The following is a 24775-nucleotide window of genomic DNA, read 5'->3' on the forward strand; positions in this document are numbered from 1 at the left end:
GAACTGCCATGGAACGACTGGCTCAACGCACTGCGGTGCTGGTCATCGACATGCAGAACGACTTCTGCGCCCCCACCGGAGCCATGGCGAACCTCGGCGCCGATGTCAGCGTCAACGCCGACCTCGCCCGCCGGCTGCCGAGCTTCCTCGACCACGCGCGGACCGCCGGTTGCCTGGTCATCTGGGTACGTCAGGCCGCCCACGAGCAGCTCGTGTCACCGGCCCGGCGGGCACGCGCCGAGGCGATGGGCCGCAGCCCGCTCAGCGTCTGCGCCGCCGGCTCCTGGGGCGCCGAGCTGGCCGACGGCCTGCACCCCGAGCCGGGCGACTGCCACCTGGAGAAGACGCGCTACAGCGCGTTCGTCGGCACGCCCCTGCACAACCTGCTCCGCGCGCACGGACGTGACCACGTGGTGGTGGTCGGTACGGCCGCCAACGTCTGCGTGGACTCCACCATCCGCGACGCGTACATGGCCGACCTGACCACCACGATGCCGACCGACCTGGTCGGCTGGACCCGCGCGGACCTCGCCGAAGCGGCGATCCGCAACCTGGGCTTCTACTTCTGCGAGACCACGACCTCGGCCGAACTGGTCGCGGCGTGGTCCGCGACGGACCGGGTCGCCTGACGCCGGGTAACGCGCTTGCGCTCCACCGGCTCCGGGGCCCCATCCGCCGCCGCCGGCTGGTAGCCCAGCTCGGCGCTGACCTGGCGGGCCGCGTCGGCCACCAGTTCGCCGTACTCGGCGAGCAGTTGCGACGAGAAGCGGTCCTGTGGGCCGCACAGCGACAGCGACCCGTAGACCTCGCCGGAGGCCAACCGGATCGCTGCCGCCACGCTCGCCGCGCCGGCCTGCCGTTCGCCCCGGCTCACCGCGTAGCCCTGCTCACGGACCACCCGCAGGTCGGCCCAGAGCTGCTCGACCGACGTGATGGTGGCAGCGGTGACCGAGACCAGCTCGTGGGTCGCGAGGTATTCGGCGATCTCGGAATCCGGCAGTGCCGCCAGGATCGCCTTGGACGACGATCCGGCGACGAGCGAATGTCGGGAGCCGAGCGTGACCGACATCCGGATCTCGTGCGGCGACAGCACCTGGTCGGTGTAGACCCGCACCCAGCCCTGTCGCATCGACAGCGTCGCCGTCTCCCCCGTGGCCTCCACCAACCGCCGCATGTGCCGATTGGTGATCGCCTGCACGTCGATGGCGCGCAGGGCGGCCAGGCCGACCGCGAGGGCGCCCGGCCCGAGCCGGTAGCGCCGGGTGCCCTCGTCGAAGGTGACGAACTGGTTGGCCGTCAACTCCTTCAGGATGCGATGGGCCACCGCCTTGGGCAGGTTCAACTCCCGCGCGACAGTGGACACCCCGATCATCTCCGGGCTGCGCTCGGCGAGCAGGTCGATCACGGCCAGCGCCCGACCCAGGCCGCTCGTCGTGTAGCGATGACCATCCTCCGGCTCAGTCACCGGCACGCTGATCCCCATTCAGATCACCTCTCGAAGGTGCATGTGAGCACGCAAGCGGTCGACTGTGGTGGGCCCGGCGCCTAGTGCTGGATCCCGAGCATACTGACACGCCGGAGGTACTCTCGGGCATCCTCGGGGTTCTCGGCGAGTGCCCGCAGGCGCAGCAGCCGCTCGCGGCGCCCGGCCAGTTCGACACCGTCCGCCGAGGTGCGATTCTCGGTAGTGGTCGGCTGGACGAAGCGCTCGGCGACCGACCGGCGGCGCTGCGCGTACTCGCTGGTAGCAGCGTCCGGGTCGGACTCGGCCAGCGCGGCGGCGACCGCAACCGCGTCGTGGATGCCCGAGTTCAGACCCATGCCCCCGGTGGTGCTGCTCAGGTGGGCGGCGTCGCCGGCGAGCAGCACACGGCCGATCCGGAAGGAGGCCGCGAGTCGCTGGTGGCTGCGGTACAGCTGGTGTTGGCTCAGCGGCAACTCCCGGGCGTCGGGCTGACCGCCCAGCAACAGCTCGACGGCGGCCAGGAACGCCGGGTGGGTGCCGGTCGGCGGCTCCTCGTCGACCCCGGTCCCCGTCGACAGCGCCGCACGCCAGATGTCGGGTGTCCTGATCAGCGAGAAGCGACCCTTGGGGCCGGACCAGTATCCGACCGCGCCGAGGTCGGGCACCGCGTCCTCGAAGCGGAACGGCGTGGCCACGACCAGGCTCAGCGACGGGTACGTGAAGCCGGGGAACGGGACGTCGAGCAGTTTGCGGGCGATGCTGTGCGCGCCGTCGGCCGCCACCACCCACGGGGAGGCCACCACGGTCCGGGTGTCGCCCACCGCGACGTCCAACTCGACGTGCGTGTCGTCCTGGCGCACGCCGACGACCTCGTGCCCGAACCGGATGTCCACGTTCGGCGCCTCCGCGACCGCCTGGCGCAGCAGTCGGACCAGCTTGTACTGCTCGTACTGCAACCGGAACGGATACCGGGTCTCACCTTCGAGCGCCTCGTAGGAGAAGCAGGCGGACTCGGTCAGCTCCAGGTCGCGGTAGTCCAGCCGCTGAACCCGGACCGCCTCCTTGAGCAGCGGGCCGGCCAGGTCGAGCTCGTCGAGCAGTTCGGTCGTCGGCGGGTGAACTGTCGAACCGCGCCATTCCGACTGCACCTCGTCGGGGCCGCGTTCGAGGACGATCACCGGGATGTCCCGGCGGGCCAGGGCGAGGGCGGTCACCATGCCCACCGGTCCGCCGCCGAGGACGACGACGGGTGCTTGCACGGCGTGACTGGATGGCGCCACGTTCACTCCTTCCCGCCGGCGATACCGCCGACGAAACCGGTCGAGGGGGATTGGGCCAGGGTCGCGGCCAGGTGCCGCAGCGCCGGGCTGGGCGACTCACTCGCCAGGTCGGTGATGCCGGCGGTCTCCAGCAGTTGCCAGGCACCGGCCAGGTTCGACGACAGCACCGGCAGGGGTGCCTGCGGCAGGACCTCGTCGAGGACGTCCAGGCTGGGCGCGCCCGTTCCGGTCAGCAGCACCGCGTGCCCGGGCGGGAAGCTGTCGGCCAGTGACTCGAGGGTCTGGCGCACGGTGTCGCGCACGGTGGTCGAGGTGAGGTCGTAGATGGCGCCGGTGCCGGGCACCGGCACGGGCGTGTCGACCCTGCGGCCGGTCGCCCGCCAGAACGCCGCCGCCTGCTCGGTGAGCCAGTCCGGGTACGGCGAGACAAGTGTCAGTGACCGCACCGCGAGGCGGTCCAGCACCTGCCGCACGGCGGCGGCCGCTCCGAACACCGGCGAGCCGAGCCGCTCGGTGGCCGCGCCGTCGGTGCGCTGTGTGTCGCGCCCCGGCCGGTAGTAGCAGCCGGTGCAGGCGACGTAGGTGGCCCGCAGGCCCAGGCCGTCGAGCGTGGCCGCGGTGTCCGGCAGCAGGTCGGCGTAGCGGTCCAGCCGCTGCGCGAGTGAGCCGTTCACGACCGGCAGGCGGGCGGTGTGGTAGCGGACCCGCGCCGGCAGCAGGCGGCGGAGTTCGGGCTCCACCGTCGGGTTGGCCGGTGGAACAATGATGCCCAGAGCTGCGTCGACCACTATCTACCGCCAAATCGTTCGACTGAGCCGTACGGCGTTCTACGTACTGGAACGATAGGGGCTGCGGTGGGGTCGGTCAACCCATCACGGGCAGCCGCTCACACCCATCTGACCAGGGCAACTGCCTACAATCTGGGCGTCGGGGCCCGCCGCTGCCCTGTCGCGGGCCTCACGCGGGGAATTCGACGAGGGGTCGGGAGGTTCTCCGTTCGGAAGATCAGGTTTCACTCCGATCGGATGGAAGAACCATGCGCGTGCGCTCAGACGCGATAGTGCTGTTCGGCGTCACGGGAGACCTCGTCTCGAAGAAGCTCTTTCCGGCGCTGTACGAGCTGACCAGACGCGACCGCCTCGACGTCCCCGTGATCGGCGTGGCCCGCTCCCCCTGGGACGACCAGCAGCTCGTCACCACCGCCCGCAAGTCGATCGCCGAAGCCAATCCCCAGATCGACGACGAGACGTTCGACGCCCTGGCGGCCAACCTCTCGATGATCTCCGGCGACTACGCCGACCCCACCACCTACAAGCGGCTGGCCGAGCGCCTGCGCGACGCCGAACGACCGATCTTCTACCTCGCGATTCCGCCGGCGGTGTTCGGCGCCGTCGTCGACGGACTCGCCGCGGTGGGCCTGGCCGACCGGGGCCGGGTGATCGTGGAGAAGCCGTTCGGCCGCGACCTGGCGTCCGCCCACGAACTGGACCGCACCCTGCGCGCGGCCTTCGACCCGCAGCGCGTGTTCCGCATCGACCACTACCTCGGCAAGGAGGCCGTCGAGGGCCTCTACGCCTTCCGATTCGCCAATCGGCTGTTCGAGCCGCTGTGGAACGCCGAGCACATCGACAACATCCAGGTCACCCTCGCCGAGGGCTTCGGCACCCAGGGCCGCGCCGGCTTCTACGACACCGTCGGGGCCACCCGCGACGTACTCCAGAACCACATCCTGCAGGTCGTGGCGCTCATCGCGATGGACGCGCCGGCCGCCGACGACACCGACGCGTTCCGCGCGGCGGAGGTGGCGGTGCTGCGGCAGATCGCGCCGCTGGCACCGGAATCCACCGTGCGGGGACAGTACGCCGGCTACCGGGACGAGCCGGGCGTTCGGCCGGACTCGAACACGGAGACGTTCGTCGCCACCCAGCTGACCGTCGACTCGCCCCGCTGGGCGGGGGTGCCGTTCTATCTGCGCACCGGAAAGTCCCTGCCCGGCACGGCGACCGAGGTCGTGGTCGAGTTCAAGCAGCCGCAGCGGTCCCTCATTCCCGCCGCGGACGGCGCCGCGACGCCTGCGAACCGGCTGCGGTTCCGGCTGGGCCACGGCGACGGCATCACCATGTCGATCCAGGCGAAGAGCCCCGGCGCGGAGGTGGCCAGCCGTCCGGTGGACCTGTCCGTGGACTTCGGCGCGGCGCTCGGACGCCGGCAGGAGGCGTACGAGCGGCTGCTCGACGACGCGATGGACGGGCAGCACCTCCGGTTCGCCCGCGCGGAAACCATCGAGCAGGAATGGCGCATCGTCGAGCCGATCCTGGACCTGGCGACACCCGTGCAGACGTACGACAAGGGCAGTTGGGGTCCGGCGGACGCCGACGCGCTCGCCGGCGGCTGGCACACCCCGGACCTGCGATGACCGTGCGTGCGCTCGCCGAGCGGGCCCACGCCGTCAGCCACTCACCTGCGCTGCTCGCCGGCTCAGCGCATCGACGTGCTCGACGAGCCGGCGTACCGCCGCGTCGTCGTCCGCGTCCACCGTGGCGATGCGGTCGAGCAGTTCGGCGTAGTCCGAGGTCAGTGCCACGTACCGCCTGCCGAAGTCCCTCTCGACGTCGCTGACACGGGCTTGGCGTCGGTTCGCCGCGTACCGCTTGTCGAGGTCGATGATCTGCTGGGCCAGCACGGCGGCGGCGGCGCTCAGCGCGCTGCGTCCGTCGGCGTTCTCGTCGCGGCGACGCCGGCGGGCGTTCGCGAGCCGACCCGCCCGGCGGCCTCCGATGTAGAGGGTCGCCGCGCCGACGACGACTGCCGCGAGGGCCGCCACCGCGAGCAGGAAGCGGGGCAGCGACGGGCTGATCGTGCGCGTGCCGTCGGGGACGGTGCCGGCCTTCACCAGCAGGTCGTAGTTGACGGTGACGACCTTCAGCGCCTCCAGCGGACGGTCGGGGAACGTGTCGACGCCCCGACGGATGATCGACTCTGCCACCGCGGACTTGCCGAAGTTCTCGTCGTCGCGCCCGGGCAGCAGCGCGCACCCGTACGTGTCGTAGTCGTCGCCGTCGCGGCTCAACACCAGCACGACGTTGCCGTCAACGGCGCGCGTGACCTGGCGGCAGCCCTCCCGCAGGTCGGCGCCCGGCTCCAGCAGCAGCACGACAAGCCTGCGGTTGCCGATGATCCGTTCGGCGGCGGCCCGGTCCAGGTCGACGCCGGGTGCCGCGTAGACGGAGGAGGTGCGGACCTGGCGGGCGGCCGGACCGTCGAGCACCCCGCCGGTCCACAGCGCCCAGCCGGCCAGCACCAGACAGGCCAGGACGGCGAGGCCGAAGGGCGTGCCGACCAGGGCGGCGAGCCATCGCCGGACGGACTGTTTCACGACAACCTGCCCTGCAGATAGAGGTCCGGACGGTAACTGACGAGCCCCGACGTCCGGGCGCTGTCGTCCAGTTCGTCGGACGCCTCGTTCAGCAACGAACGTACGTGGTGCTCCGGCAGGCCCTCGTCCAACGCGGCACGTGCCGCCTGGAGCTTCACGATGCCCCGGGTCAACGCCGGATTGCTGCGGGCGTCGGTCAGCAGGGACATCTCGACGGCGAGCGCGGTGAGACCGGCCAGTCGGGCGGGCGCGCCGGCGCCCTGCCGGATCCCCATGCCGTCCGGCCGGCGCAGCGACCGGACCGACAGGGCCAGGAACGCCGCCACGCAGCCCGCGAACAGCCACGGCAGCGCGGGCAGCGCCACCCGCAGCGGGTCGACCGGCTGGTACGGCAGTGGACGGTCGAACAGCCCCGAGTAGCGGATGTCGGTGACCCGGTTCAGGTAGACCGCCAGCACCTGATCCTGGGGATAGTCGTACTGGCTGATCCGGTCGGCGAAGTGGCCGTAGAAGCTCGCCCCGGCCACCTCGGCGAAGTCCGCCGCCGGGCCGTGGTATTCGATCCAGTTGCCGTACATCACGATGATCGGGGTGCCCGGAAACAGGCCGGTCAGGGCCGGCCCGAACCGGGGCAGGGGTTCGCCGAACGGCTGCGCGGGAAGCGCCACGTACAGGGCGCCGTCCGGGAAGGCGGTGGTCGCGGCCTTGCCGGGCACGCCGGTGAGGCTCGCTCCGGGCGCGGCGTGCAGGCCCTTGGCCCGCAGGTCGGCGGCGACGGCGGCCACCTCCGGGCCGGTCGGCTCACGCCACCGCAGCCCATCGTGGTCGGGCGGGGCGGGCACGTCCCGCAGCGCGGCGATAAGTGTCACGAGGGGGCCTGTCACGTCGGCGGTGGCGAACTGCGCGCGCCAGCCGGTCAGGTCATCGGGTACGGCCCGGTAGATGTCGCCGGACACGTCGGTGCCGCTCACCACGATCGTGGCGTTCTCCACCTCGCGTAGCCGACGCCTCTCGTCCTCGTCGAGCCAGGGCGGCGCGACCAGGATGCGGACGGGGTGGTCGCCGGCTGCCTCTCTGACCCGCTGCTCGTCCCAGTGCGCGATCGAACCGGGCAGCCGCACCACGGGGCTGGCGGCGACAAGCGCGGTCATCTCCTCCACCGACGGCACGGTCGGGTCGCCCGATCGGGGCACCGGGTTCTTCGGGATCGTCGCCGAGTCAGCCGGGGACCGCCCGTAGCTGACGTCGGCGCCGTGTTGCTGCTGGGCCTGCACGAAGATCACCAGGATGACCGCGGCGACGCCGAGGAGCGCCCAGCGCAGCAGCGTGCGGTGGTGCGGCCGGCGGGCCGTCACCGCTGCGTCCGCCACAACCGGTCGGCCTGCTGCGCGTGCTGCTCCGCCGTTCGCGCGGCGGAGACCCCGCCGCGGCCGGCGGCGATCAACTCGGCGCGGGCCAGCAACTGCTCGGCCGCGGGCACCGGGCTCGTCGCCGCGTCCCGGCTGACGGCCGCGCTGTCGATGGCCGCGCGGGCGGCGGACCAGGCGGTCTGCCGTTTGCGGTCCCGTGCGCGCCGGGCGGGGACCACTGTCGTGGCGAGGCCCGCGCCCACGAGCAGGACGCCGCCAACCAACCAGACCAGGAGGGTGTGGGACATGCGCTCCAACCATCGGACGAGGGGGGTACGGGGCTGCTCGACGAAAGCCGGGCAGACGCGGGGGGCATGATCGAGTCTGACTGACGCTGTCGAATCGGCGCGAACGAGTCCCGGTCGGCCGGGCGAGGGCGCAGTGGTCAGAGACCGCCGGCGACGCGCAGCACCGTGCCTGTGGCGTACGAGGCGTCCGGGCCGAGCAGCCAGGCGACGGCGGCGGCGATCTCGTCGGGTTCGCCGGCGCGGCCCAGCGGAATGCGGCCGGCAGCGCTGTCGGGACGGTCGGGTACGCCGGAGACGGCGTGGATGTCGGTGCGCACGATGCCGGGGGCGACGGCGTTGACCCGGATGCCGCGCGGGGCGAGTTCCTTGGCGAGGCCTACGGTGAGGGTGTCGGTGGCGCCCTTGACGGCGGCGTAGTGCACGTACTCCCCCGGCCCGCCGAGGGTCGCGGCGGCCGACGACACGTTGACGATGGCCCCACCGTCGGTCATCCGGCGGGCCGCCTGCTGGGCACAGAGGACGTACCCGATGAGGTTGACGTCGACGACGCGGCGCAGGTCCTCGACGCGCAGCTCGGTGAACGGCCCGATGGGGCTTGTGACACCGGCGTTGTTGACCAGGCCGGTGAGCGGGCCGAGCCGCGCGGCGGCGGTGAACAGCTCGTCGACCTGGTCGGGGTCGGTGGTGTCGGCGCACACCGCCACGGCCGAGACGCCGGTGGCCCGAAGGTCGGCCAGGACCGTCTCGGCGGCGGCATGGTCGCTGCGGTAGCACAGGGCGATGTGGTGGCCGGCCGCGGCGAGGCGGCGGGCGGTGGCCGCGCCGATGCCCCGGCCGCCGCCGGTGATGACGGTGACGGGTGCCACGGCGCCCTCCCGGGGTGTCTGGTGGCTGCGAACCGGATGCGCCGACGCTACCGTGACCGGCGCGGGCCGGTCGTCGAGAGGAGAGTCACATGCAGCGGGCGTTGGTGCTCGGTGGTGGCGGGGTGACTGGCGTGGCCTGGGAGCTGGGGCTGCTGGCGGGGTTGGCCGAGCGGGGCGTGGACGTCTCCGAGGCGGATCTGGTGGTGGGCACGTCGGCGGGTTCGGTGGTGGGCGCGCAGGTGTGCTCGGGGGTGCCGCTGGAGCAGCTGTACGCCGAGCAGTTGGCGCCACCGTCGGGCGAGCGGGCGGCACGGTTGGGCTTCGCGGCGTTGGCGCGTCTGGTGTGGGCCGGTGGCCGGACCCGCGACCCGGTGCGGTCGCGGGCGCGGATCGGGGCGATGGCGGTGGCGGCGCGTACCTCGTCGGAGGCGTCGCGGCGCGCGGTCATCGAGGCCCGCCTGCCGGTGCGGGAGTGGCCGGCGCGACGGCTGCTGATCACGGCGGTGGACGCGGCCTCCGGCGAGTTCGTGGTGTTCGACGCCGACAGCGGCGTGGCCCTTGTGGACGCGGTGGGCGCGAGCTGCGCGGTGCCCGGGGTGTGGCCGCCGGTGACTGTCGGCGTGCGCCGCTACGTCGACGGAGGGATGCGCTCGCCGGTGAACGCGGACCTGGCGGCCGACGCCCGGCGGGTGCTGGTGATCGCGCCGACGTCGGGGGCGTTCGGCCCGATGCCACGGTTGTCCGCGCAGGTGGCCGCGTTGCGGGCCGCCGGGTCGCGGGTCGTGCTCGTGACGCCGGACGCGGGCGCGCGTAAGGCGATCGGCCGCAACGTGCTGGATCCGGCGCGGCGGGCTGGGTCGGCGCGGGCCGGTCGGGCGCAGGCGGCGGTGATCGCCGACGAGGTGGCGGCGCTCTGGGCGTGATCGCTTACGCTCACCGCCTGGCCGGACTGACCAACGGAGGTGCGCGGTGGCGGGTGTGAAGGTCGGCGACGTGGTCGAGGACTTCGAGCTGCCGGACGAGACGGGCACGCCACGGCGGCTGTCGGAGTTCCTGGCGACCGGACCTGTGGTGCTGTTCTTCTATCCGGCAGCGATGACCCGGGGCTGCACGGCGGAGAGCTGCCACTTCCGGGATCTGGCGGCGGAGTTCGCGGCCGTGGGCGCGACCCGCGTGGGCATCAGCGCCGACCCGGTGGCCAAGCAGGCCGAGTTCTCCCGGCTGCACGGCTTCGACTATCCACTGCTGTCGGATGAGGACCGGGCTGTGGCGCAGCGGTTCGGCGTGCGTCGGTGGCTGCCGTTGGGCCCGCTGAGCACCAGGCGGATGACGTTCGTCATCGGCGCGGACCGGCGGATCATCGAGGTGATCCACAGCGAGGTCAGCATGAACGACCACGCGGACCGGGCACTGCGGGCACTGGGCGGCTGAGCGGGCGCGAACCCCGTGCGGCGGGTGTCGCAGTGGGCTGGTATCAAGACAGCAATCAAACAGGTGTACGGAAGAGGGTAGTGATGGATGCCGGCCAGGGTTTGTCCACTGACGAGGTGCAGAGCATCCGCGAGGGGTTGGCGGCCGGGCGTAAGCCGAGAGTGGTGTTCACCGCGTCGGCGGGGCAGATCGCCGGCCAGGTCGGTCAGGTGATCGAGCTGACCGACCCCGAGGTGTCCGACGAGTTCGTGGTGGTGCGGTTCGGCCGTGACGAGCTGCCGTTCTCCCCCGCCGATCTGGCCGTGGCGCCCAAGGGCGCGGGCCGTCGGGTGGTGGAGCCGAAGCCGGAGCCCGAGCCGCAGGAGCCGCCCGCGGTGGCGGCGCCGGAGTTCGTGTTGGACACGCCGCGGGTGCCCGCGCAGCGACAGGAGGAGCCCAAGGTGGAGCAGACGGAGAAGCCGCCGGCGCGGCGGGCGGTCAAGGCCGTCAAGCCGAAGGGCCCGGCGGGCCTCACGGTGACGCTTGCGTACGCCGACGGTGAGTGGACGGTCGCCGCGCAGCAGGGCAGCAAGGCGCTCGCGAAGCCGTACGTGGTGAAGCCGGCCGAGGCGTTGAGGATGGTGGCGCTTGTCGACGTGCCCGGCGTGCAGGAGGCGGTGGAGCAGATCCTCGGCACCGAGCGGGCCGAGGCGGAGCAGCAGGCCGAGAAGCTGCGCGCCGAGCTGGCCGAGATCGAGGCACGGTTGGCGGAGTTGCGCGAGGCCCGCTGAGGCGGGTCAGCGCCCGTTGTGGTGCTCGACCAGCCGGGTGAGCAGGCGGGTCAGCTGCTCACCCTCGGCGGCGGACAGCGGGGCGAGCAGGTCGCGCTGGACGCGGTCGACGGTCTCACCCATCCGGCGGGCCTCGTCGACTCCGGCGGCGGTGGGGCTGATGACGTTGCGGCGGCGGTCGGCCGGGTCGGGGGCGCGTACGACGAGTCCTCGACCGGCCAGGTCGTTGACGGCTGCCACCACGTCGCTGCGGTCGATGCCGCAGCGTCTGCCGAGGTCGGCCTGGCTGGCGGGCCCCTCCGCGGCCAGCGTGGCGAGCAGGCGGTAGTGGTAGCCGCGCAGGTCGTGCGCGGCGAAGCCCTCGCTCAGCAGGCGGGCGGCGTGGCGGGCGGCCTGGTTGAGCAGCCAGCTCGGGGTGGTGCGTAGCCCGGCGGGTGACTGCGGGGACTCCATGGCGGCAGCCTAACAGGAATCGTTGGCGCGACCCACGATCCATGTTACGTTGGCCGCACCAACGTTGGCGTAGCCAACGTTTCGAAGGAGGCGTCATGTCCACCACTCCCACACTCACCGGCCAGGTCATCGGCCAGGCCCACTACGCCACCCGGGCCCTGCTGGAGCGTGCCGTCGCGCCGCTCGGGCTCACCTTCGGGCAGGTGCTCGCCCTCAACGTCCTCGCCGCCGGCCCCGTCGAGCGCACACGGATCGTGCACCGGATCACCAGCACGCTCAAGGTCGACGAGCCGGCGGTGCACGAGATCATCACCGGCATCCTCGACGCCGACCTCGCGCGCAGCGCTTCCCCGGACGTCGACGACCCGCGCATGCAGCTCACCGACACCGGCCACGACGTGCAGGCCCGCGTCGCCGCCGTCGTCGCGGGCATCACCGCCCGGTTGTACGCGGACATCCCGGCCGACGAGGCGGCCACCGTCGCCCGGGTGCTCACCCTGGTCACCCAGCGCGCCAACGCCGAGCTGCCCGGAACCGTGTGATCGACTCGGCTTCCTGGACGTCGGCCTGTCCCGGTCGCCCGGACACCCCGGTTTCCCAGAACCCGAGTCGATCACACGAATAGGCCCGGCAGCGGCCGGTCAGAAGTAGTCGAGCAACTGCGCCGGGCCGCCGACCGCCAGGAGGTCCAGGGCAGCCGGGTCGACGCCAGCGGTGTGGTGCAGCAGACCGGCCTGCGCCACCGAGCGGGCGGGGGCGGCGCCGGCGTAGAGCAGGGCGAAGCCCCGTACGTCCAGGCGCAGGTCCGGCTCGCCATCGACCCGGGTCAGCTCGGCGGCGCCGTCGGCGACGACCAAGCGCCAGGCGCCGGAGTTCCACTCGGCGAGCGGGTCGGCGAGGGCGAAGTCGACGGCGCCCCGGGCGTGGGCGGGCCACCCGCGTGCGGCGACGGCGCGAGTCACGTCCACCGGGCGGTGCATCCACAGCTTCCGCTGGTGTTCGCGGGCCGCCTCCAGTGGCAGGTGAGGGCCGACGGCGTCGCCGTCGAGCGGGCACAGCCGCACCGTCGGCGCGACGCTTGCCCAACTGGCGAGCACGCCGACGAGTTCCCGAGCGGCCTCGGGGTTGACGGCCAGAGCCTCGTCGACGGTGAGCACGGACTCGGCGTGGTAGCCCCGGCCCCGCTCCCAGCTGGCATAGCCGACCAGGCCGCCGCCATCCTCGACGAGGGTGAGCCCGTCGCCGGGCAGCCCGCCGTCGGCGGCGAAGAAGTCGAACAACTCGCCCCGGCGGGTGAGCGGACCGTTGCGGTGCCGGACGACCCGCTCGTACAGGTCGGTGACGGCGGGCAGGTCGGCGGGCGTACCGGTGCGGACGGTGAGCCGGGGATTCGGCCGGTGCCGGGGCAACGCGGCGGTGGCCAGGTCGAGGGTGTGCAGCACGCCGGCGGCCTCCCAGCCGCAGGCCCGGTAGGGGGCGGCGACGGTCGGATACAGCGCGCTGATCGCCGCGCCGCGCTCGTGGGCGCCCCGCAGCAGCGCGCTGAGCATCGCGCGGGCCACTCCCCCGCCCCGGGCCTCGGGCGCGACCGCCACACCGGCCACGTCGGCGGCGGGCACCGCCCGTCCGGTCCACCACTGGTCGTGGTGCAGGTCCACGGCCTTGCCGACGAGCCGGCCGTTGTCGTCGAACGCGCCGTAGCGGGTCATGCCGGGCACTGCGGCGGTGTGGTGCGCGGGCCGTTGCGGGTCCGAGCCGAACGCGAGCCGGCCCAGCTCCCAGGCGTCGTCGAGGTCGTCGACGGTGAGTTCGCGGACGTGCACGATGGCGGGCATCGGCACACCCTAGCGGGATGGATCTTCGCCGACCGCCCCATTCCGGCCCGGGGCGCGGGGCCGGTGTCGGCCCCGCGCCCCGGCGGTCAGTGCTGCGGGATGTTGGCCACGCCGATGCGCTTGCGGAACACCCAGTACGTCCAGCCCTGGTAGGCAAGCACGATCGGGGTGAAGATCACCGCCACCCAGGTCATGATCTTCAGGGTGTACGGGGTGGAGGCCGCGTTGGTGGTGGTCAGCGTGCCCGCCGCGTCCAGGGTGGACGGCATGACGTTCGGGAACAGCGCCGCGAACAGGGTGGCCACCGCCAGACCGATCGCCACTGCCGTACCGGTGAAGGCCCAGCCCTCTCGGCGTACCTTGGCGGCGGCCAGACCACCGAGCAGGGCGACTGCCGCGCCCACGGCGAGCACGACGGCGGCCGCGCTGGAGCGGATGGTGAGCGTCCAGGTCAGGAAGCCCACCGCGAGCACTGCGGTGCCGATGCCCAGGCGCACCGCGAGGGCGCCGGCGCGCTCGCGGATGTCGCCCGTGGTCTTCAGAGCCAGGAACACCGCGCCGTGGGTGAGGAACAGCGCGAGGGTGGTCGCGCCGCCGAGCAGGGCGTACGGGTTGAGCAGGTTGAGCAGGCCGCCGACGTACTCGTGGTCGGCGTCCAGCGGCACGCCGCGCAGGATGTTGGCGAAGGCGACACCCCACAGGATCGCCGGCACCAGTGAGCCGACCACGATGGCGGCGTCCCAGCGGCGCTTCCAGGAGGCCTCGGGGCGCTTGTGCCGGTATTCGAAGGCCACGCCCCGGGCGATCAGGGCCAGCAGGATCAGCAGCAGCGGCAGATAGAAGCCGGAGAAGAGGGTGGCGTACCACTCGGGGAAGGCGGCGAACATGGCGCCACCGGCGGTGATCAGCCAGACCTCGTTGCCGTCCCAGACCGGGCCGATGGTGTTGATGAGGACGCGGCGTTCACGGTCGTTGCGGCCGAGCACGGGCAGCAGCATGCCGACGCCGAAGTCGAAGCCCTCCAGGATGAAGTAGCCGGTGAACAGCACGGCGACGAGGAGAAACCAGATGGTGGTGAGGTCCACGATGGGCTCCGGGATCAGTAGGCGAAGGCGAGCGGACGCTCGGAGTCGTCATGGGTGTCGTCGATGGGTGGCTGTTCGCTGACGTCGGGCACGCCGGCCTTGGCGTAGCGCAGCAGCAGCTTGACCTCGATCACGGCGAGGGTGGCGTAGATCAGCGTGAAGGCGGTGAACGAGGTCAGCACCTCGGCCAGCGAGACGCTGCGGGACACGCCGTCGCGGGTGAGCATCTCGCCGAAGACGATCCACGGCTGGCGGCCCATCTCGGTGAAGATCCAGCCGAAGGAGTTGGCCAGCAGCGGCAGCACCGGCATGGCCAGCCCGGCGCGCAGCAGCCACTTGCTGCTCGGGGTGCGGCCCTTGCGCTGGGTCCAGAGCACCAGCAGGGCGATGGCGGCGGCGGCCAGCCCGAAAGCGATCATGAAGCGGAAGCTCCAGTAGGTGACCGGGATGATCGGGGTGTAGTTGCCGGCGCCGTACTGGGCGGCGTACTGGGCCTGCAGGTCGTTGATGCCGTGCACGGTGCCGTTCGGGTCGCCGGTGCCCAGGTACGACAGCAGGTACGGGATCTTGAGGGCGAACACCTCGCGGCTGCCGTCGAGGCTGCCGATGGTGAGCACGGAGAACGAGGCGGGGCTCTCGGTGGTGTAGAGCCCTTCGGCGGCGGCCATCTTCATCGGCTGCACCTGCGTCATGATCTTGCCCTGGATGTCACCGGTGAGCACGACGGCGGCGGAGGAGACCAGGACGACCCAGGAGCCGAACTTCGTGGCGAAGCGGTACGCGCCGGTGTCGGCGGAGTCCCGGTTGCGGATCACGTGGTACAGGCCGACGGCCACGACAAGCGAGCCGGCGACCAGGAACGAGCCGGCCAGTGTGTGCGGGAAGGTGATCAGGGCGACCTTGTTGGTGAGCACCGCCACGAAGTCGGTCAGCTCGGCGCGGCCGGTGTCGGGGTTGAGCCGGAAGCCGACCGGGTTCTGCATGAAGGAGTTGGCCGCGAGGATGAAGTACGCGCTGAGGTTGGTGCCGATCGCTGCGGCCCAGATGCTTGCCAGGTGGAGCCGCTTCGGCAGTCGGTCCCAGCCGAAGATCCACAGGCCGATGAATGTGGATTCGAGGAAGAAGGCGACAAGCGCCTCGATGGCCAGGGGCGCGCCGAAGATGTCGCCGACGAAGCGGGAGTAGTCGCTCCAGTTCATGCCGAACTGGAACTCCTGCACGATGCCGGTGACCACACCCATCGCAAAGTTGATCAGGAACAGCTTGCCGTAGAACTTGGTGAGCTTCAGGTAGCGCTCGTTGCCGGTGCGGTGCCACATCGTCTGCAGAATCGCCACCAGCACCGACAACCCGATGGTCAGCGGCACGAACAGAAAGTGGTAGACGGTGGTGACACCGAATTGCCACCGGGCGACGTCTAACGCGTCCACCTGAAACCCCCAGCTTTTTATACTACGAGACGTAGTAAATACTACTGCTCGTCGTAGAAAAAGCGGCAGGGCCTGCCGGCCCGAACCAGCCCGGGACCAATGACCCTGATCACCCCGGCCGCCCGGCCCCTCTTCAGCCGAGGAGGGCAACCAGCCGACCGGCCCTCGCGGCCCTGCCGCCGCGTGCGACGATGGCGCGCTGATGGACACCGCGCACACCCCCTGGCAACCGCCGTTGATCTGGCGCGCCGCCCAACTGCTGGCCCGGGCCCTGGTCAGCCTCCTGGCCCGCCTTGAGGTCACCGGCGACGTCCCGGCGCACCTGCGCCGCGGCCCGCTTGTGCTGACCGCCAACCACATCAGCCCCTTCGACCCAGTGGTGATGGTCGCCGCCTGCCAGCTCCGCGGCATCGCTCCCCGGGCCATGGCGACCGCCGGGCTGTTCCGCGCACCGCTGCTCGGCACCCTCATGCGCCACGCCGGGCACATCCGCGTCGACCGCGGCACGACAGCCGTGCACCGGGCACTCGACGCCGCCACCACCGCCGTCGCCGCGGGCTCGGTGATCCTCATCTACCCGGAGGGACGCATCGGCCTGGACCCCGGCATGTGGCCCGAACGCGGCAAGACCGGCGCCGCCCGGCTCGCCCTGGACTGCGCCGCCCCGGTCATCCCCGTCGCCCAGTGGGGCGCCCACGAGGTGCTTCCCTACCGGGCGCCCCGCGGAATGCTGCGCGGCCTCGCCCGGGCGGTCTGGCGCCGGCCGGTGATCCGCGTGCACTTCGCCGAACCCGTCGACCTGCGCGAGATCGACGCCGCCGATCCGGGCGCCGCCCGCCGGGCCACCGACCGGATCATCGATGCGCTCACCGACGCCCTCGCCCCGCTGCGCCCCGACGAGCCCGACACACCCCGGTACGTCGACCCCGGCCGCCCGAGCGACACCAGCCGCGCACACCGCCGCCGGTCGGGCTGACCCAGGGCCAGCCCGACCGGTACACGTCAGCGGGCGGCGTCCAGCAGCGGCACGAGCTGCTCCTCCTCGTACGCCAGGTGCGACCGCACCTGCTCGGTGAGCCGGGCCACCTCGCGGCGCAGCACCTCCCGGTCCGGCTGTGGCGTGCCCAGGACGACACGCAGCTCGTCCAGCACCGCCGCCATCGCCCGGTGCTCGTCGGCGAGCCGGGCCAGCACCGGGGCCAGATCGGGCCGTTGGTCGGCGAGCCAGGCGAACAGGCCGGCGTCCTCGCGCTCATGGTGGCCGTGCAGCCCCTGGCACAGGCTCAGGCAGTTCACCCGCAACTGCGCGCCCACCTGCGGGCCCGCGTCGTCGACCTCCTGTTGGATCAGCGCGAGTTCCCGCCGGAACGCGTCGTGCACGGCGACGAGCGCCGCGCCCGGCGGACCCGGCGGCGGCGTGGGCGGACCCGGCAGCGGCTCCAGCGCCACGACCGGAAGCACGCGCCCCGCCCGGTCCTGGTACTCGCCCCAGCCGGGGTCCGCCGCCACCGCCCGGGCGAAGACCGCGTCGCGGTCGGCCCCGGTCAGCACCTCGGCGCGGGCCCGATAGGTGAACACCCCGTCCTCCACCGTGACCAGCGGATCGGCACGCACGTTGCGGAACCACTGCGGGTCGCGTGGCGCGCCACCGGCGGACGCGATGACCAGGACCCGCTCGCCGCCGTCGGGCAGGTAACCCAGCGGGGTGGTGTGCGGCGCGCCGGTGCGCGCCCCGGTGGTGGTGAGCAGCAGCAGGCGGGCGTTGGCGAACCAACCGCCGACGCGACCGCCGTTGGCGCGGAACTCCGCGATGACGTCGTCGTTGAAGGTGTGGGGCATGTGACTCCCGGTGAACAGGGGCCCGCCACGACACGGCGCGGCGGGCACGGGCAGGCAGGAATGGGTCGGCCATGCGGCGGCGACGACACGACGCGGGCGGGCGAACGTAAGGGCGAAGCGGAGGCAGGGCGGGCCTCGGGCCCGCCCGGGAGTCACTCGCTCGCCGGGTGCCCTGTCCGCTCGTGGCCAATGGCCGACCCGGCAGTCACGACACCGAACCTAGTTGGAGCGCCCGCGCGGCGGCAACCCTCGATTCGGAGCCGCCCCGCACGACCGCATTGCGGCGATCGTCGCCGCAAGGTCACCCGCGATCCACCGGCGACAGGCATACTGCGTCGCGTGCTGACCCGATCCGGCTACCTCGACGCGCCCGGGCCGCTGGCGTTCGCCCACCGTGGCGGCGCCGCCGAGGGCGACGAGAACACCACCGAGGCGTTCGCCCGCGCCATCGGCCTCGGCTACCGGTACGTGGAGACCGACGTGCACGCCACCGCCGACGGAGTCGCGGTGATCTTCCACGACCCGACGTTGCGGCGGGTCACCGGTGAGCCGGGGCGCATCGCCGAACTGAGCTGGGCCGACCTCGCCTCGGTACGCGTCGGCGGCGCCGCCGTCGTACCGAGGCTCGACGAGGTGCTGGGCGCCTGGCCGCAGGTCCGGTTCAACATCGACGTGAAGGCCGACAGCGGCGTCGCGCCGACGGTGGCGACAGTGACCAGGGCCGGCGCCACCGACCGGGTGCTGCTCGCCTCGTTCAGCGACGCCCGGCTGACCCGACTGCGAGCGCTCACCGAGGGTCGGGTCGCCACCAGCCTGGGCATGCGCGGCGTGGCCCGGCTGCGGCTCGCCTCGCTGCACGGTCGGCCGCTGCGCCTGCCGGAGTCGGTGGTCGCCGCGCAGGTGCCGCCCCGCTACGGGCGGGTGCCGGTGGTGGACCGCCGGTTCCTCGACTACTGCCACCGTCTCGGCCTTCAGGTGCACGTCTGGACTATCGACGAACCTGCCCAGATGCACGACTTACTTGATCGTGGTGTGGATGGCATCATGACCGATCACGTCGGCCTGCTGCGCGACGTCTACCGCAGCCGCGGCCACTGGGCCGCCTGATCGTCGAAGGACCCCCGATGGCCGAAACCGTGACCCCCACGGTGGACGACACCCCGCCCCCGGCGAGCACCCGCCGCGAGCGCCGCGGCTGGTACATCTACGACTGGGCGAACTCCGCGTTCCAGACCACGGTGATCACCGTGTTCCTCGGCCCGTTCCTGACCACAGTGGCCGAGATGGCCGCCGGTTGTGAGCTGGGTGCCGACACCTGCGACGGTTACGTCTACCCGCTGGGCATCAAGGTCGCCGCCGGGTCCTACTACCCGTACCTGATCTCGCTGTCGGTGTTCCTCACCGTGTTCGTTCTGCCGGTCATCGGGGCGATCGCCGACCGGTCGGCGCACAAGAAGCGGTTGCTCGGCGGGGCCGCGTTCACAGGCGCCGGCGCGACGATCGCGATGGCCTTCGTGACCGGCGACCGCTACCTGCTCGGCGGCGCGCTGTTCCTCGTCGCCAACATCTCCTTCGGCGCCGCGATCGTGGTCTACAACTCGTTCCTGCCGCAGCTCGGCGGCCCCGACGAACGCGACGGCATCTCCAGCCGCGGCTGGGCGCTTGGCTATCTCGGTGGCGGCCTGCTGCTGGCGCTCAACCTCGTCGCGATCACCATGTTCGACGAGGGCGACAACCCGCAACGCACATTGGACCTGGCCCGCTGGTCGATCGTGTCCGCCGGGGTGTGGTGGGCGCTGTTCACGCTTGTGCCGCTGCGCTGGCTGCGTGAGCGTCCCAGCGTCGCGGCGCTGGCCGGTGGCGGCAACGTGCTCATCGACGGATTCCGGCAGCTCGGCCGCACCATGCGGGAGATCAAGGCGTACCCGCTGACGCTGTACTTCCTGCTGGCCTTCCTGGTCTACAACGACGGCATCCAGACCGTCATCACCCTGGCCAGCCAGTACGGCACCGAGGAGCTGCGGCTGGAGCAGAGCACCCTGATCATCACGATCCTGCTCGTGCAGTTCCTCGCCTTCGGCGGCGCGCTGAGCCTCGGCGCGCTCGCCCGGCACATCGGCGCCTGGAAGACCGTGCTGCTCAGCCTCGTGCTCTGGACCGGTGTGATCATCGCCGCGTTCCGGCTGCCCGCCGAGGCGCCGGTGCCGTTCATGATCCTCGGCGGGGCCATCGGCCTGGTCCTCGGCGGCAGCCAGGCGCTGAGCCGGTCGCTGTTCAGCCAGCTCATCCCCGCCGGCAAGGAGGGCGAGTACTACGGGTTCTACGAGATCAGCGACAAGGGCACCAGCTGGCTCGGCCCGCTCGCCTTCGGCCTGGTGTTCCAGCTCACCTCCTCCTACCGGGTGGGCCTGGTCTCCCTGCTGATCTTCTTCGTGGTCGGGTTCCTGCTGCTCCTCGCCGTACCGATGCGCCGCGCCATCATCGCCGCCGGCAACACCCCACCACGGGTGCTCTGAGCACGCCTCCCATCGGCCGACCAATCCAGGACGGCCGATGGGCTAGGCTGCCCGACCGTGACTGACGACGCCGCCACCTCCCCGACCTGCCTGGCCCACCCGAACGCCGGCCCGCACCACGCGGCCGGGTGCGCGGCGGCGAGCGGCCTCGACGGGCGTCCCCTGCACGCTGCGGCGTTGAAGTGGTTCTGGGGGCCGATGGACTGCGGCAAATCCACGATGGCGTTGCAGATGAACTACAACCACGCCCGGCAGGGCCGCCGCGGGCTGGTCACCACACGCATCGACCGCTCGCTGGGCCCGCAGGTCACCACCCGCATCGGCCTGGCCCACGAGGCCATCGAGGTCACCGACGACCTGGACCTGCGGGCGCTCGTGCGGGGTCGCTGGGCCGACGGGGTACGCGTCGACTACCTGATCTGCGACGAGGCAGGCTTCTACACCGTCGAGCACGTCGAGCAGATGGCCGAACTGGTCGACAGCTACGACGTGGACGTGTTCGCGTTCGGCCTGGCCACCGACTTCCGGTCCTGCCTGTTCCCCGCCGCGCAACGGCTGTTCGAGCTGGCCGACGAGGTGGCTCGCATCCAGGTCGAGGTGCTCTGCTGGTGCGGCCGGGAAGGGCTGCTCAACGCCCGGGTCGTCGACGGGCGGGTGGTCCGCGAGGGCGCGCAGGTCGTCATCGGCGACACCGTGGACACCGCCGACGTGCGCTACCAGGTGCTCTGCCGCCGGCACTACCGCACCGGCGACCTCGGCCCGCGCGTCTGACCGCCGCGCTCAGGCAGACCGGGCGGCCCGCCGCCGATCCGTCAGGATCACCGCGATGGTCACCGCCACCGCCGCCGCGCTACACGCCGCCACCGGCACGGCCAGCCCCACACTCACCGGCACCAGCGCCACCAGCACCGCGACCGCCACGAGCCGACTGACCGGCGGGATCCTCCACAGCACCGCCTTGTAGGCGGCGTGCCCGGCGAGGAACAGCGCCGGGCCGCCCAGGATGAACAGCGCGGCGACCGGGGTCGCCGGGGCGCCGGGCTCGCGCAGCAGTCGCTCGTCGCCCGCCGAGGTGACGACGATTCCGGCGACCATCACCGGGTGCAGGTAGTTGAACGCCAGCCGGCTCAGCGCGCCCGTGCGGTCACCGGCGCGGGCCAGGATCTCCGTGGCGGCCGTCGCCGACCGGGCGAAGTACACCCACCACAGCGCCACCGACCCGGCGAACGCCAGCAGGAACGCCCCGGACGTCGCCCGGTCCAGATGCCGGGTGAGGGTGCTGCCGGTGACCAGGATCGACTCGCCGAGCGCGATGAGGATGAACGCCGCGCAGCGTTCGGCCAGGTGTCCGCCCTCGACCATCCACCGCTCGGGTCGGCTGCGTCCCCGGCCGGGCAGCGGGTAGCCGCTGGACAGGCCGATCACATCGAACACGATCGCCGCCGCCCACAGCGTCTCCCGCGCGGCCCCGCCGAGGAGACCGCCGATCAGGATGAGCAGCGACGTTCCCACCGCCCACGTCAGCGACTGCTGAAATCCCGCGACCAACCACGGACTGCCCCGCACCGCCCACAAGCCGAACACCGCCCTGCCCAGTTGCACGGTGACGTAGACGACCGCGAAGAACAGACCCATCCCGGCGAACGCCTGCGGGATCGCCGCCGACAACAGCACGCTGCCCAGCGCCACCCCGAGCAGCATCGCCCGGACCGGTCCCTGATCCGGTTGCAGCCAGTTGGTCACCCAGGTCATGCGGACCCAGACGAACCAGATCAGCGCCAGCAGCAGCGCGGTACGGGCCGCGCCACCCGCGTCCGGGTGCTCGATCAGATAGTGCGACAGCTGGGTGATGGTGAAGATGAAGACCAGGTCGAAGAACAGCTCGCTGGAGGTGGTCGGCTCGACGCCGTGGCGTTCGCGCAGCAGCCGGGGACGTGCCGGGTGGGCGACCGGCGGCTCAGAAGGGGTCACCGCACACCCTCCAGCCGCCGCTTTCGCGGACCACCGGCAGGCGGCGTTCCTCGTTGAGCCCGCCGTCGCGGGTCAGCTTCACGGTCACCGTGCCCTGCGGGCGCCCGCTGCGGGTCGCGACCGACACGTCGGTGATCTCGTAGTCGGTGACCATCGGCGGCGTACGCACCCAACTGGTGAAGCCGATCGGGCTCCACTTGCCGCGGGCGTCCGCGCAGAGCCGCTCGTACGCCTTGTCGCTGTCGCCGAGGGTCACCTCGCTGAGGAACCCGTCGGCGGTCTCCCGGATCGGGCCGGTTGCCTGGCGCACGGTCTGCAGGTTCCATACGCCCAGCCCGGCCACCCCGACGCAGCACAGCGCCACGCCGATCCCGACGAAGGCCAGCCCGGTACGCATCGGGCGGTGCCGCCGGGCCGGTCGGCTCCACGACTGGCTGGCACCCACGACTACCGACCGTAGAGAACGCCATCGCCGCAGAACGGGACAAGTCGGAAACTGGGTGCGTCCGGTGCGTGGCTGTGCCCTGTTCGCGGCGGCCACGGATCGTCTACCGTCGGCGCACACCCCCGAGCAGTGCCAGGGAGCCGATCTATGAGCCGCTTCGTGCAGCCGGTACCACCCCCCGCCGACCCGTACGCCGGTGACGCCCTGCTGCGGTCCTGGCTGGAGCGTCACCTCGGCCCGGCCGGACACGCGGCCGCCAAGGGTCGCCTCGCCGACCTGGCCGCCGACGTGACCGGGCCGCTGCGGGCGGCGCACGCCGACGCCGAGGCACACCCACCGACGCTGGTCCGCTACGACGGGTGGGGCGCCCGCGTCGACCGGATCGACACGTCGGCGGGTTGGCAGGCCCAGCGGGAGGCCGCCGCCCGGCACGCCGTGGTCGCCCTGCCCTACCTGGTGGACGCCCGGGGCACCTGGGGTGCGGCCGCGCGGGTCGTGCAACATGCCCTGCTGCATCTGTACGGGCCGGAGTCGGCGACGTTCTCCTGCCCGGTGGCGATGGCCGACGGCGCTGCGGCGCTGCTCAGCCTGCCCGACGTCGACGCCGGGATCCGGGACGCGTGGCTGCCCCGGCTGGTCTCCACCGACCCGGCCACGGCGATCACCAGCGGGCAGTGGATGACCGAGGCGCAGGGCGGCTCCGACCTGGGCCGTTCCAGCACGGTCGGCCGGCCCGCCGCGGACGGTTCGTGGCGGCTGACCGGCGAGAAGTGGTTCTGCTCGGCCGCCGACGCGGCGATGGCCGTGGCGCTGGCCCGACCGGAGGGCGCCGGCCGGGGCAGCCGGGTGCTCGCCCCGTTCCTGGTCCCCCGCTACGCGGCCGACTCACCGCTGGCCACCGGCGCGGCACCGGACGCGCCCGCCACCGGTGTGACAGTGCACCGACTCAAGGACAAGCTCGGCACCCGGGCGTTGCCGACCGCCGAGATCGGCCTGCACGACGCGTACGCGTTGCCGCTGGGCGACCCGGCGGTGCCAGGCCTGGTGCGGGCGATGACCCTGGTCGTGGTGACCCGTGTGCACAACGCGGCCGCCGCGGCCGGTGGGATGCGGCGCGGCCTGGCCTACGCCCGCGCGTACGCCGACGTGCGGCACGTCGCCGGCGGCCCGTTGGCGTCCTCGCCGCTGCATCGGGCCACCCTGGGCACCCTCGCGGTCGACGCGGCGGGCGCGTTCGCCCTGGCTGGGCACGCGTTCGCGCTGCTCGGGCGGGTCGAGGTCGGCGCCGACCCGGAGGCCGCCGCGGAGCTGCGCGTCGTGGCGCCGCTGGCCAAGCTCGCCACGGGCCGGCTCGCGGTCAGCTCGGCAAGCGAGTACGTGGAGAGCTTCGGCGGGGCCGGCTACGTGGAGGACACCGGCGTGCCCCGGCTGCTGCGCGACGCCCAGGTGCTGCCGATCTGGGAGGGCACCACAAATGTGCTGTCCCTGGACGTGCTGCGCGCGTTGACCCGCGAGGACGCCGGGGCGCCGCTGCTGAGCAGGCTCGCCGCCGCCGTTGACCTGGCCCGGCCGATGTCGCCGGCGCTTGCCGACACCCTCGCCACGACCGCCGCCCAACTGGGCGACACGATCGCCGCGGTGACCGCCGACCCCGGCGCCGAGGCGGTCCTCGCCGGTGCTCGCGGCCTGGCGCTGCGCCTGGCGTACGCGCTGACCGCCGCCCTGCTCGTCGAGCACGCCGCCTGGGGTGACGAGCAGGCGGAGCTGGCCGCCCGGCTGTGGGCGCGACGCTGGCTGCGGCACGAGGAGATCGCCGAGGACGCCCACCACCACCTGGACCTGCTCTGCTGACCGGGCGGGGTCTCCTGCGACGGTGTCAGCGCAGCGGGCCGCGGGCGACGGCGGCGCGCATCGGCGCCGACTCACCGGCCGGGACGAATTCTGTCGGACCTCGGCGACATACTGCCGATGTGACAGTTTCTGCCGACCTTGCGATGGTCAATCTGGACAGCTCCGATCCCGCCGGCCACGCCGCGTTCTACCACGAGGTGCTGGGCTGGGAGATCACCCACAGCCAACCGGAATACGCGATGATCAAATCCGGTGGCGTCTCCATCGGCTTCGGTCTGGTCGACGGCTACCGGCCTCCGTCCTGGCCGGACCCGGCGGGCGATCAGCGCTACCACCTGGATCTGTACGTCGATGATCTGGCAGCCGCGGAGCAGAGCTTCGTCGCGGCGGGCGCGTCGAAGCCGACTTTCCAGCCCGGTGGCGAACGGTGGGTGGTGCTGCTCGACCCGATCGGGCAGCCGTTCTGCATCTGCCCCCGCCCGCAGAGCTGAGCGGTGCCCCCGCT

Annotated in this window: 26 protein-coding genes; 12 read left to right on the forward strand and 14 right to left on the reverse strand. The window is 72.4% G+C overall.

All coding sequences use genetic code 11. The annotated features are described in order from the left end of the window. The first annotated feature begins 8 nt into the window (after window positions 1-8). On the forward strand, window positions 9-629 hold the full coding sequence (locus tag ACFY2Q_RS26485; protein ID WP_387134724.1) for a cysteine hydrolase family protein: 621 nt from the start codon (window positions 9-11) through the stop codon (window positions 627-629). On the opposite strand, the gene ACFY2Q_RS26490 is transcribed toward ACFY2Q_RS26485, so the two are convergent. The 3 genes from ACFY2Q_RS26490 to ACFY2Q_RS26500 form a co-directional block, all read right to left on the reverse strand. Next, a complete protein-coding gene (locus ACFY2Q_RS26490; RefSeq protein ID WP_387134727.1) occupies window positions 560-1483 on the reverse strand; it encodes an IclR family transcriptional regulator in 924 nt (307 codons plus the stop codon). The genes ACFY2Q_RS26485 and ACFY2Q_RS26490 overlap by 70 nt on opposite strands. 62 nt (window positions 1484-1545) lie before the next feature. Then, window positions 1546-2745 (reverse strand): FAD-dependent monooxygenase, encoded by a 1200-nt coding sequence (locus tag ACFY2Q_RS26495; RefSeq protein ID WP_387134731.1) that lies wholly within the window; start codon window positions 2743-2745, stop codon window positions 1546-1548. A 2-nt stretch (window positions 2746-2747) separates the two neighbouring features. Beyond that, window positions 2748-3533 carry a hypothetical protein gene (locus tag ACFY2Q_RS26500; RefSeq protein WP_387134734.1) on the reverse strand — a complete coding sequence of 262 codons (786 nt, stop codon included), beginning with the start codon at window positions 3531-3533 and terminating at the stop codon, window positions 2748-2750. A 248-nt stretch (window positions 3534-3781) separates the two neighbouring features. On the opposite strand from ACFY2Q_RS26500, the gene zwf reads away from it, so the two are divergent. Continuing rightward, window positions 3782-5161, forward strand: coding sequence for a glucose-6-phosphate dehydrogenase (gene zwf / locus ACFY2Q_RS26505; RefSeq protein WP_387134736.1), 1380 nt, complete (start codon window positions 3782-3784; stop codon window positions 5159-5161). Window positions 5162-5194: 33 nt separating this feature from the next. On the opposite strand, the gene ACFY2Q_RS26510 is transcribed toward zwf, so the two are convergent. The 4 genes from ACFY2Q_RS26510 to ACFY2Q_RS26525 all read right to left on the reverse strand — a co-directional run bounded on the left by ACFY2Q_RS26510 (window position 5195) and on the right by ACFY2Q_RS26525 (window position 8644). Further along, window positions 5195-6121 (reverse strand): hypothetical protein, encoded by a 927-nt coding sequence (locus ACFY2Q_RS26510; protein ID WP_387134738.1) that lies wholly within the window; start codon window positions 6119-6121, stop codon window positions 5195-5197. Next, entirely contained in the window at window positions 6118-7476 is a 1359-nt protein-coding gene (locus tag ACFY2Q_RS26515) for a hypothetical protein (RefSeq protein ID WP_387134741.1), read from the reverse strand. The genes ACFY2Q_RS26510 and ACFY2Q_RS26515 overlap by 4 nt, the downstream gene beginning before the upstream one ends. Then, window positions 7473-7778 (reverse strand): DUF6403 family protein, encoded by a 306-nt coding sequence (locus ACFY2Q_RS26520; protein ID WP_387134743.1) that lies wholly within the window; start codon window positions 7776-7778, stop codon window positions 7473-7475. The genes ACFY2Q_RS26515 and ACFY2Q_RS26520 overlap by 4 nt, the downstream gene beginning before the upstream one ends. 137 nt (window positions 7779-7915) lie before the next feature. Continuing rightward, the gene (locus ACFY2Q_RS26525) at window positions 7916-8644 is read right to left on the reverse strand and encodes an SDR family NAD(P)-dependent oxidoreductase (protein ID WP_387134746.1); all 729 of its coding nucleotides are present in this window, start codon (window positions 8642-8644) and stop codon (window positions 7916-7918) included. A gap of 89 nt (window positions 8645-8733) precedes the next feature. Here ACFY2Q_RS26525 and ACFY2Q_RS26530 point away from each other — a divergent pair, with 89 nt between their 5' ends. The 3 genes from ACFY2Q_RS26530 (at window position 8734) to ACFY2Q_RS26540 (ending at window position 10845) form a co-directional block, all read left to right on the forward strand. Further along, entirely contained in the window at window positions 8734-9567 is an 834-nt protein-coding gene (locus tag ACFY2Q_RS26530) for a patatin-like phospholipase family protein (RefSeq protein ID WP_387134748.1), read from the forward strand. A gap of 46 nt (window positions 9568-9613) precedes the next feature. After that, window positions 9614-10075: a peroxiredoxin gene (locus ACFY2Q_RS26535; protein WP_387134751.1), complete on the forward strand. Its 462-nt coding sequence runs from the start codon at window positions 9614-9616 to the stop codon at window positions 10073-10075. An 83-nt stretch (window positions 10076-10158) separates the two neighbouring features. Beyond that, window positions 10159-10845 carry a hypothetical protein gene (locus ACFY2Q_RS26540; RefSeq protein ID WP_387134754.1) on the forward strand — a complete coding sequence of 229 codons (687 nt, stop codon included), beginning with the start codon at window positions 10159-10161 and terminating at the stop codon, window positions 10843-10845. Between the two features lie 6 nt (window positions 10846-10851). Here the strand turns inward: ACFY2Q_RS26540 and ACFY2Q_RS26545 are convergent, their stop codons facing one another. Further along, entirely contained in the window at window positions 10852-11298 is a 447-nt protein-coding gene (locus ACFY2Q_RS26545; RefSeq protein WP_387134757.1) for a MarR family winged helix-turn-helix transcriptional regulator, read from the reverse strand. Between the two features lie 95 nt (window positions 11299-11393). Here ACFY2Q_RS26545 and ACFY2Q_RS26550 point away from each other — a divergent pair, with 95 nt between their 5' ends. Beyond that, window positions 11394-11840: a hypothetical protein gene (locus ACFY2Q_RS26550; protein WP_387134760.1), complete on the forward strand. Its 447-nt coding sequence runs from the start codon at window positions 11394-11396 to the stop codon at window positions 11838-11840. Window positions 11841-11939: 99 nt separating this feature from the next. Here the strand turns inward: ACFY2Q_RS26550 and eis are convergent, their stop codons facing one another. The 3 genes from eis to ACFY2Q_RS26565 all read right to left on the reverse strand — a co-directional run bounded on the left by eis (window position 11940) and on the right by ACFY2Q_RS26565 (window position 15648). Next, on the reverse strand, window positions 11940-13133 hold the full coding sequence (gene eis, locus ACFY2Q_RS26555) for an enhanced intracellular survival protein Eis (RefSeq protein ID WP_387134762.1): 1194 nt from the start codon (window positions 13131-13133) through the stop codon (window positions 11940-11942). A gap of 86 nt (window positions 13134-13219) precedes the next feature. Beyond that, complete coding sequence (gene cydB, locus ACFY2Q_RS26560) at window positions 13220-14218, reverse strand: cytochrome d ubiquinol oxidase subunit II (RefSeq protein WP_387134765.1); 999 nt, start codon at window positions 14216-14218, stop codon at window positions 13220-13222. Window positions 14219-14232: 14 nt separating this feature from the next. After that, window positions 14233-15648, reverse strand: a complete 1416-nt coding sequence (locus ACFY2Q_RS26565) for a cytochrome ubiquinol oxidase subunit I (protein WP_387134768.1) — start codon at window positions 15646-15648, stop codon at window positions 14233-14235. A 202-nt stretch (window positions 15649-15850) separates the two neighbouring features. Here ACFY2Q_RS26565 and ACFY2Q_RS26570 point away from each other — a divergent pair, with 202 nt between their 5' ends. Continuing rightward, the gene (locus ACFY2Q_RS26570; protein ID WP_387134771.1) at window positions 15851-16624 is read left to right on the forward strand and encodes a lysophospholipid acyltransferase family protein; all 774 of its coding nucleotides are present in this window, start codon (window positions 15851-15853) and stop codon (window positions 16622-16624) included. A gap of 26 nt (window positions 16625-16650) precedes the next feature. On the opposite strand, the gene ACFY2Q_RS26575 is transcribed toward ACFY2Q_RS26570, so the two are convergent. Continuing rightward, window positions 16651-17487 (reverse strand): nitroreductase/quinone reductase family protein, encoded by an 837-nt coding sequence (locus ACFY2Q_RS26575; RefSeq protein ID WP_387134774.1) that lies wholly within the window; start codon window positions 17485-17487, stop codon window positions 16651-16653. A gap of 339 nt (window positions 17488-17826) precedes the next feature. On the opposite strand from ACFY2Q_RS26575, the gene ACFY2Q_RS26580 reads away from it, so the two are divergent. Genes ACFY2Q_RS26580 through ACFY2Q_RS26590 form a run of 3 tightly spaced genes read left to right on the forward strand, consistent with a single transcriptional unit; the run spans window position 17827 to window position 20774 of the window. Further along, window positions 17827-18594 carry a glycerophosphodiester phosphodiesterase gene (locus ACFY2Q_RS26580; protein WP_387134777.1) on the forward strand — a complete coding sequence of 256 codons (768 nt, stop codon included), beginning with the start codon at window positions 17827-17829 and terminating at the stop codon, window positions 18592-18594. Between the two features lie 17 nt (window positions 18595-18611). Further along, window positions 18612-20003, forward strand: coding sequence for an MFS transporter (locus ACFY2Q_RS26585; RefSeq protein ID WP_387134779.1), 1392 nt, complete (start codon window positions 18612-18614; stop codon window positions 20001-20003). Window positions 20004-20060: 57 nt separating this feature from the next. Then, window positions 20061-20774: a thymidine kinase gene (locus ACFY2Q_RS26590; protein ID WP_387134782.1), complete on the forward strand. Its 714-nt coding sequence runs from the start codon at window positions 20061-20063 to the stop codon at window positions 20772-20774. A 9-nt stretch (window positions 20775-20783) separates the two neighbouring features. Here the strand turns inward: ACFY2Q_RS26590 and ACFY2Q_RS26595 are convergent, their stop codons facing one another. Further along, window positions 20784-21974, reverse strand: coding sequence for a low temperature requirement protein A (locus ACFY2Q_RS26595; RefSeq protein ID WP_387134785.1), 1191 nt, complete (start codon window positions 21972-21974; stop codon window positions 20784-20786). After that, window positions 21961-22419, reverse strand: coding sequence for a hypothetical protein (locus tag ACFY2Q_RS26600; RefSeq protein WP_387134788.1), 459 nt, complete (start codon window positions 22417-22419; stop codon window positions 21961-21963). Before ACFY2Q_RS26600 ends, ACFY2Q_RS26595 begins: the two co-directional genes overlap by 14 nt. Before the next feature lie 147 nt (window positions 22420-22566). Here ACFY2Q_RS26600 and ACFY2Q_RS26605 point away from each other — a divergent pair, with 147 nt between their 5' ends. Together ACFY2Q_RS26605 and ACFY2Q_RS26610 are read left to right on the forward strand one after the other, a co-directional pair. Continuing rightward, window positions 22567-24270 carry an acyl-CoA dehydrogenase family protein gene (locus ACFY2Q_RS26605; RefSeq protein ID WP_387134789.1) on the forward strand — a complete coding sequence of 568 codons (1704 nt, stop codon included), beginning with the start codon at window positions 22567-22569 and terminating at the stop codon, window positions 24268-24270. A 119-nt stretch (window positions 24271-24389) separates the two neighbouring features. Further along, window positions 24390-24761 (forward strand): VOC family protein, encoded by a 372-nt coding sequence (locus tag ACFY2Q_RS26610; protein ID WP_387134792.1) that lies wholly within the window; start codon window positions 24390-24392, stop codon window positions 24759-24761. Window positions 24762-24775 lie beyond the last annotated feature (14 nt).

The organism is Micromonospora sp. NPDC000316 (assembly GCF_042898885.1).
Classification (GTDB): domain Bacteria; phylum Actinomycetota; class Actinomycetes; order Mycobacteriales; family Micromonosporaceae; genus Micromonospora.

Bases quoted from the DNA above. Each gene is read 5' to 3' on its own strand.
- ACFY2Q_RS26485 (WP_387134724.1), top strand. From the start codon at position 9: ATGGAACGACTGGCTCAACGCACTGCGGTGCTGGTCATCGACATGCAG.
- ACFY2Q_RS26490 (WP_387134727.1), bottom strand. From the start codon at position 1,483: ATGGGGATCAGCGTGCCGGTGACTGAGCCGGAGGATGGTCATCGCTAC.
- zwf (WP_387134736.1), top strand. From the start codon at position 3,782: ATGCGCGTGCGCTCAGACGCGATAGTGCTGTTCGGCGTCACGGGAGAC.
- ACFY2Q_RS26520 (WP_387134743.1), bottom strand. From the start codon at position 7,778: ATGTCCCACACCCTCCTGGTCTGGTTGGTTGGCGGCGTCCTGCTCGTG.
- ACFY2Q_RS26530 (WP_387134748.1), top strand. From the start codon at position 8,734: ATGCAGCGGGCGTTGGTGCTCGGTGGTGGCGGGGTGACTGGCGTGGCC.
- ACFY2Q_RS26540 (WP_387134754.1), top strand. From the start codon at position 10,159: ATGGATGCCGGCCAGGGTTTGTCCACTGACGAGGTGCAGAGCATCCGC.
- ACFY2Q_RS26545 (WP_387134757.1), bottom strand. From the start codon at position 11,298: ATGGAGTCCCCGCAGTCACCCGCCGGGCTACGCACCACCCCGAGCTGG.
- ACFY2Q_RS26550 (WP_387134760.1), top strand. From the start codon at position 11,394: ATGTCCACCACTCCCACACTCACCGGCCAGGTCATCGGCCAGGCCCAC.
- eis (WP_387134762.1), bottom strand. From the start codon at position 13,133: ATGCCCGCCATCGTGCACGTCCGCGAACTCACCGTCGACGACCTCGAC.
- ACFY2Q_RS26570 (WP_387134771.1), top strand. From the start codon at position 15,851: ATGGACACCGCGCACACCCCCTGGCAACCGCCGTTGATCTGGCGCGCC.
- ACFY2Q_RS26575 (WP_387134774.1), bottom strand. From the start codon at position 17,487: ATGCCCCACACCTTCAACGACGACGTCATCGCGGAGTTCCGCGCCAAC.
- ACFY2Q_RS26585 (WP_387134779.1), top strand. From the start codon at position 18,612: ATGGCCGAAACCGTGACCCCCACGGTGGACGACACCCCGCCCCCGGCG.
- ACFY2Q_RS26605 (WP_387134789.1), top strand. From the start codon at position 22,567: ATGAGCCGCTTCGTGCAGCCGGTACCACCCCCCGCCGACCCGTACGCC.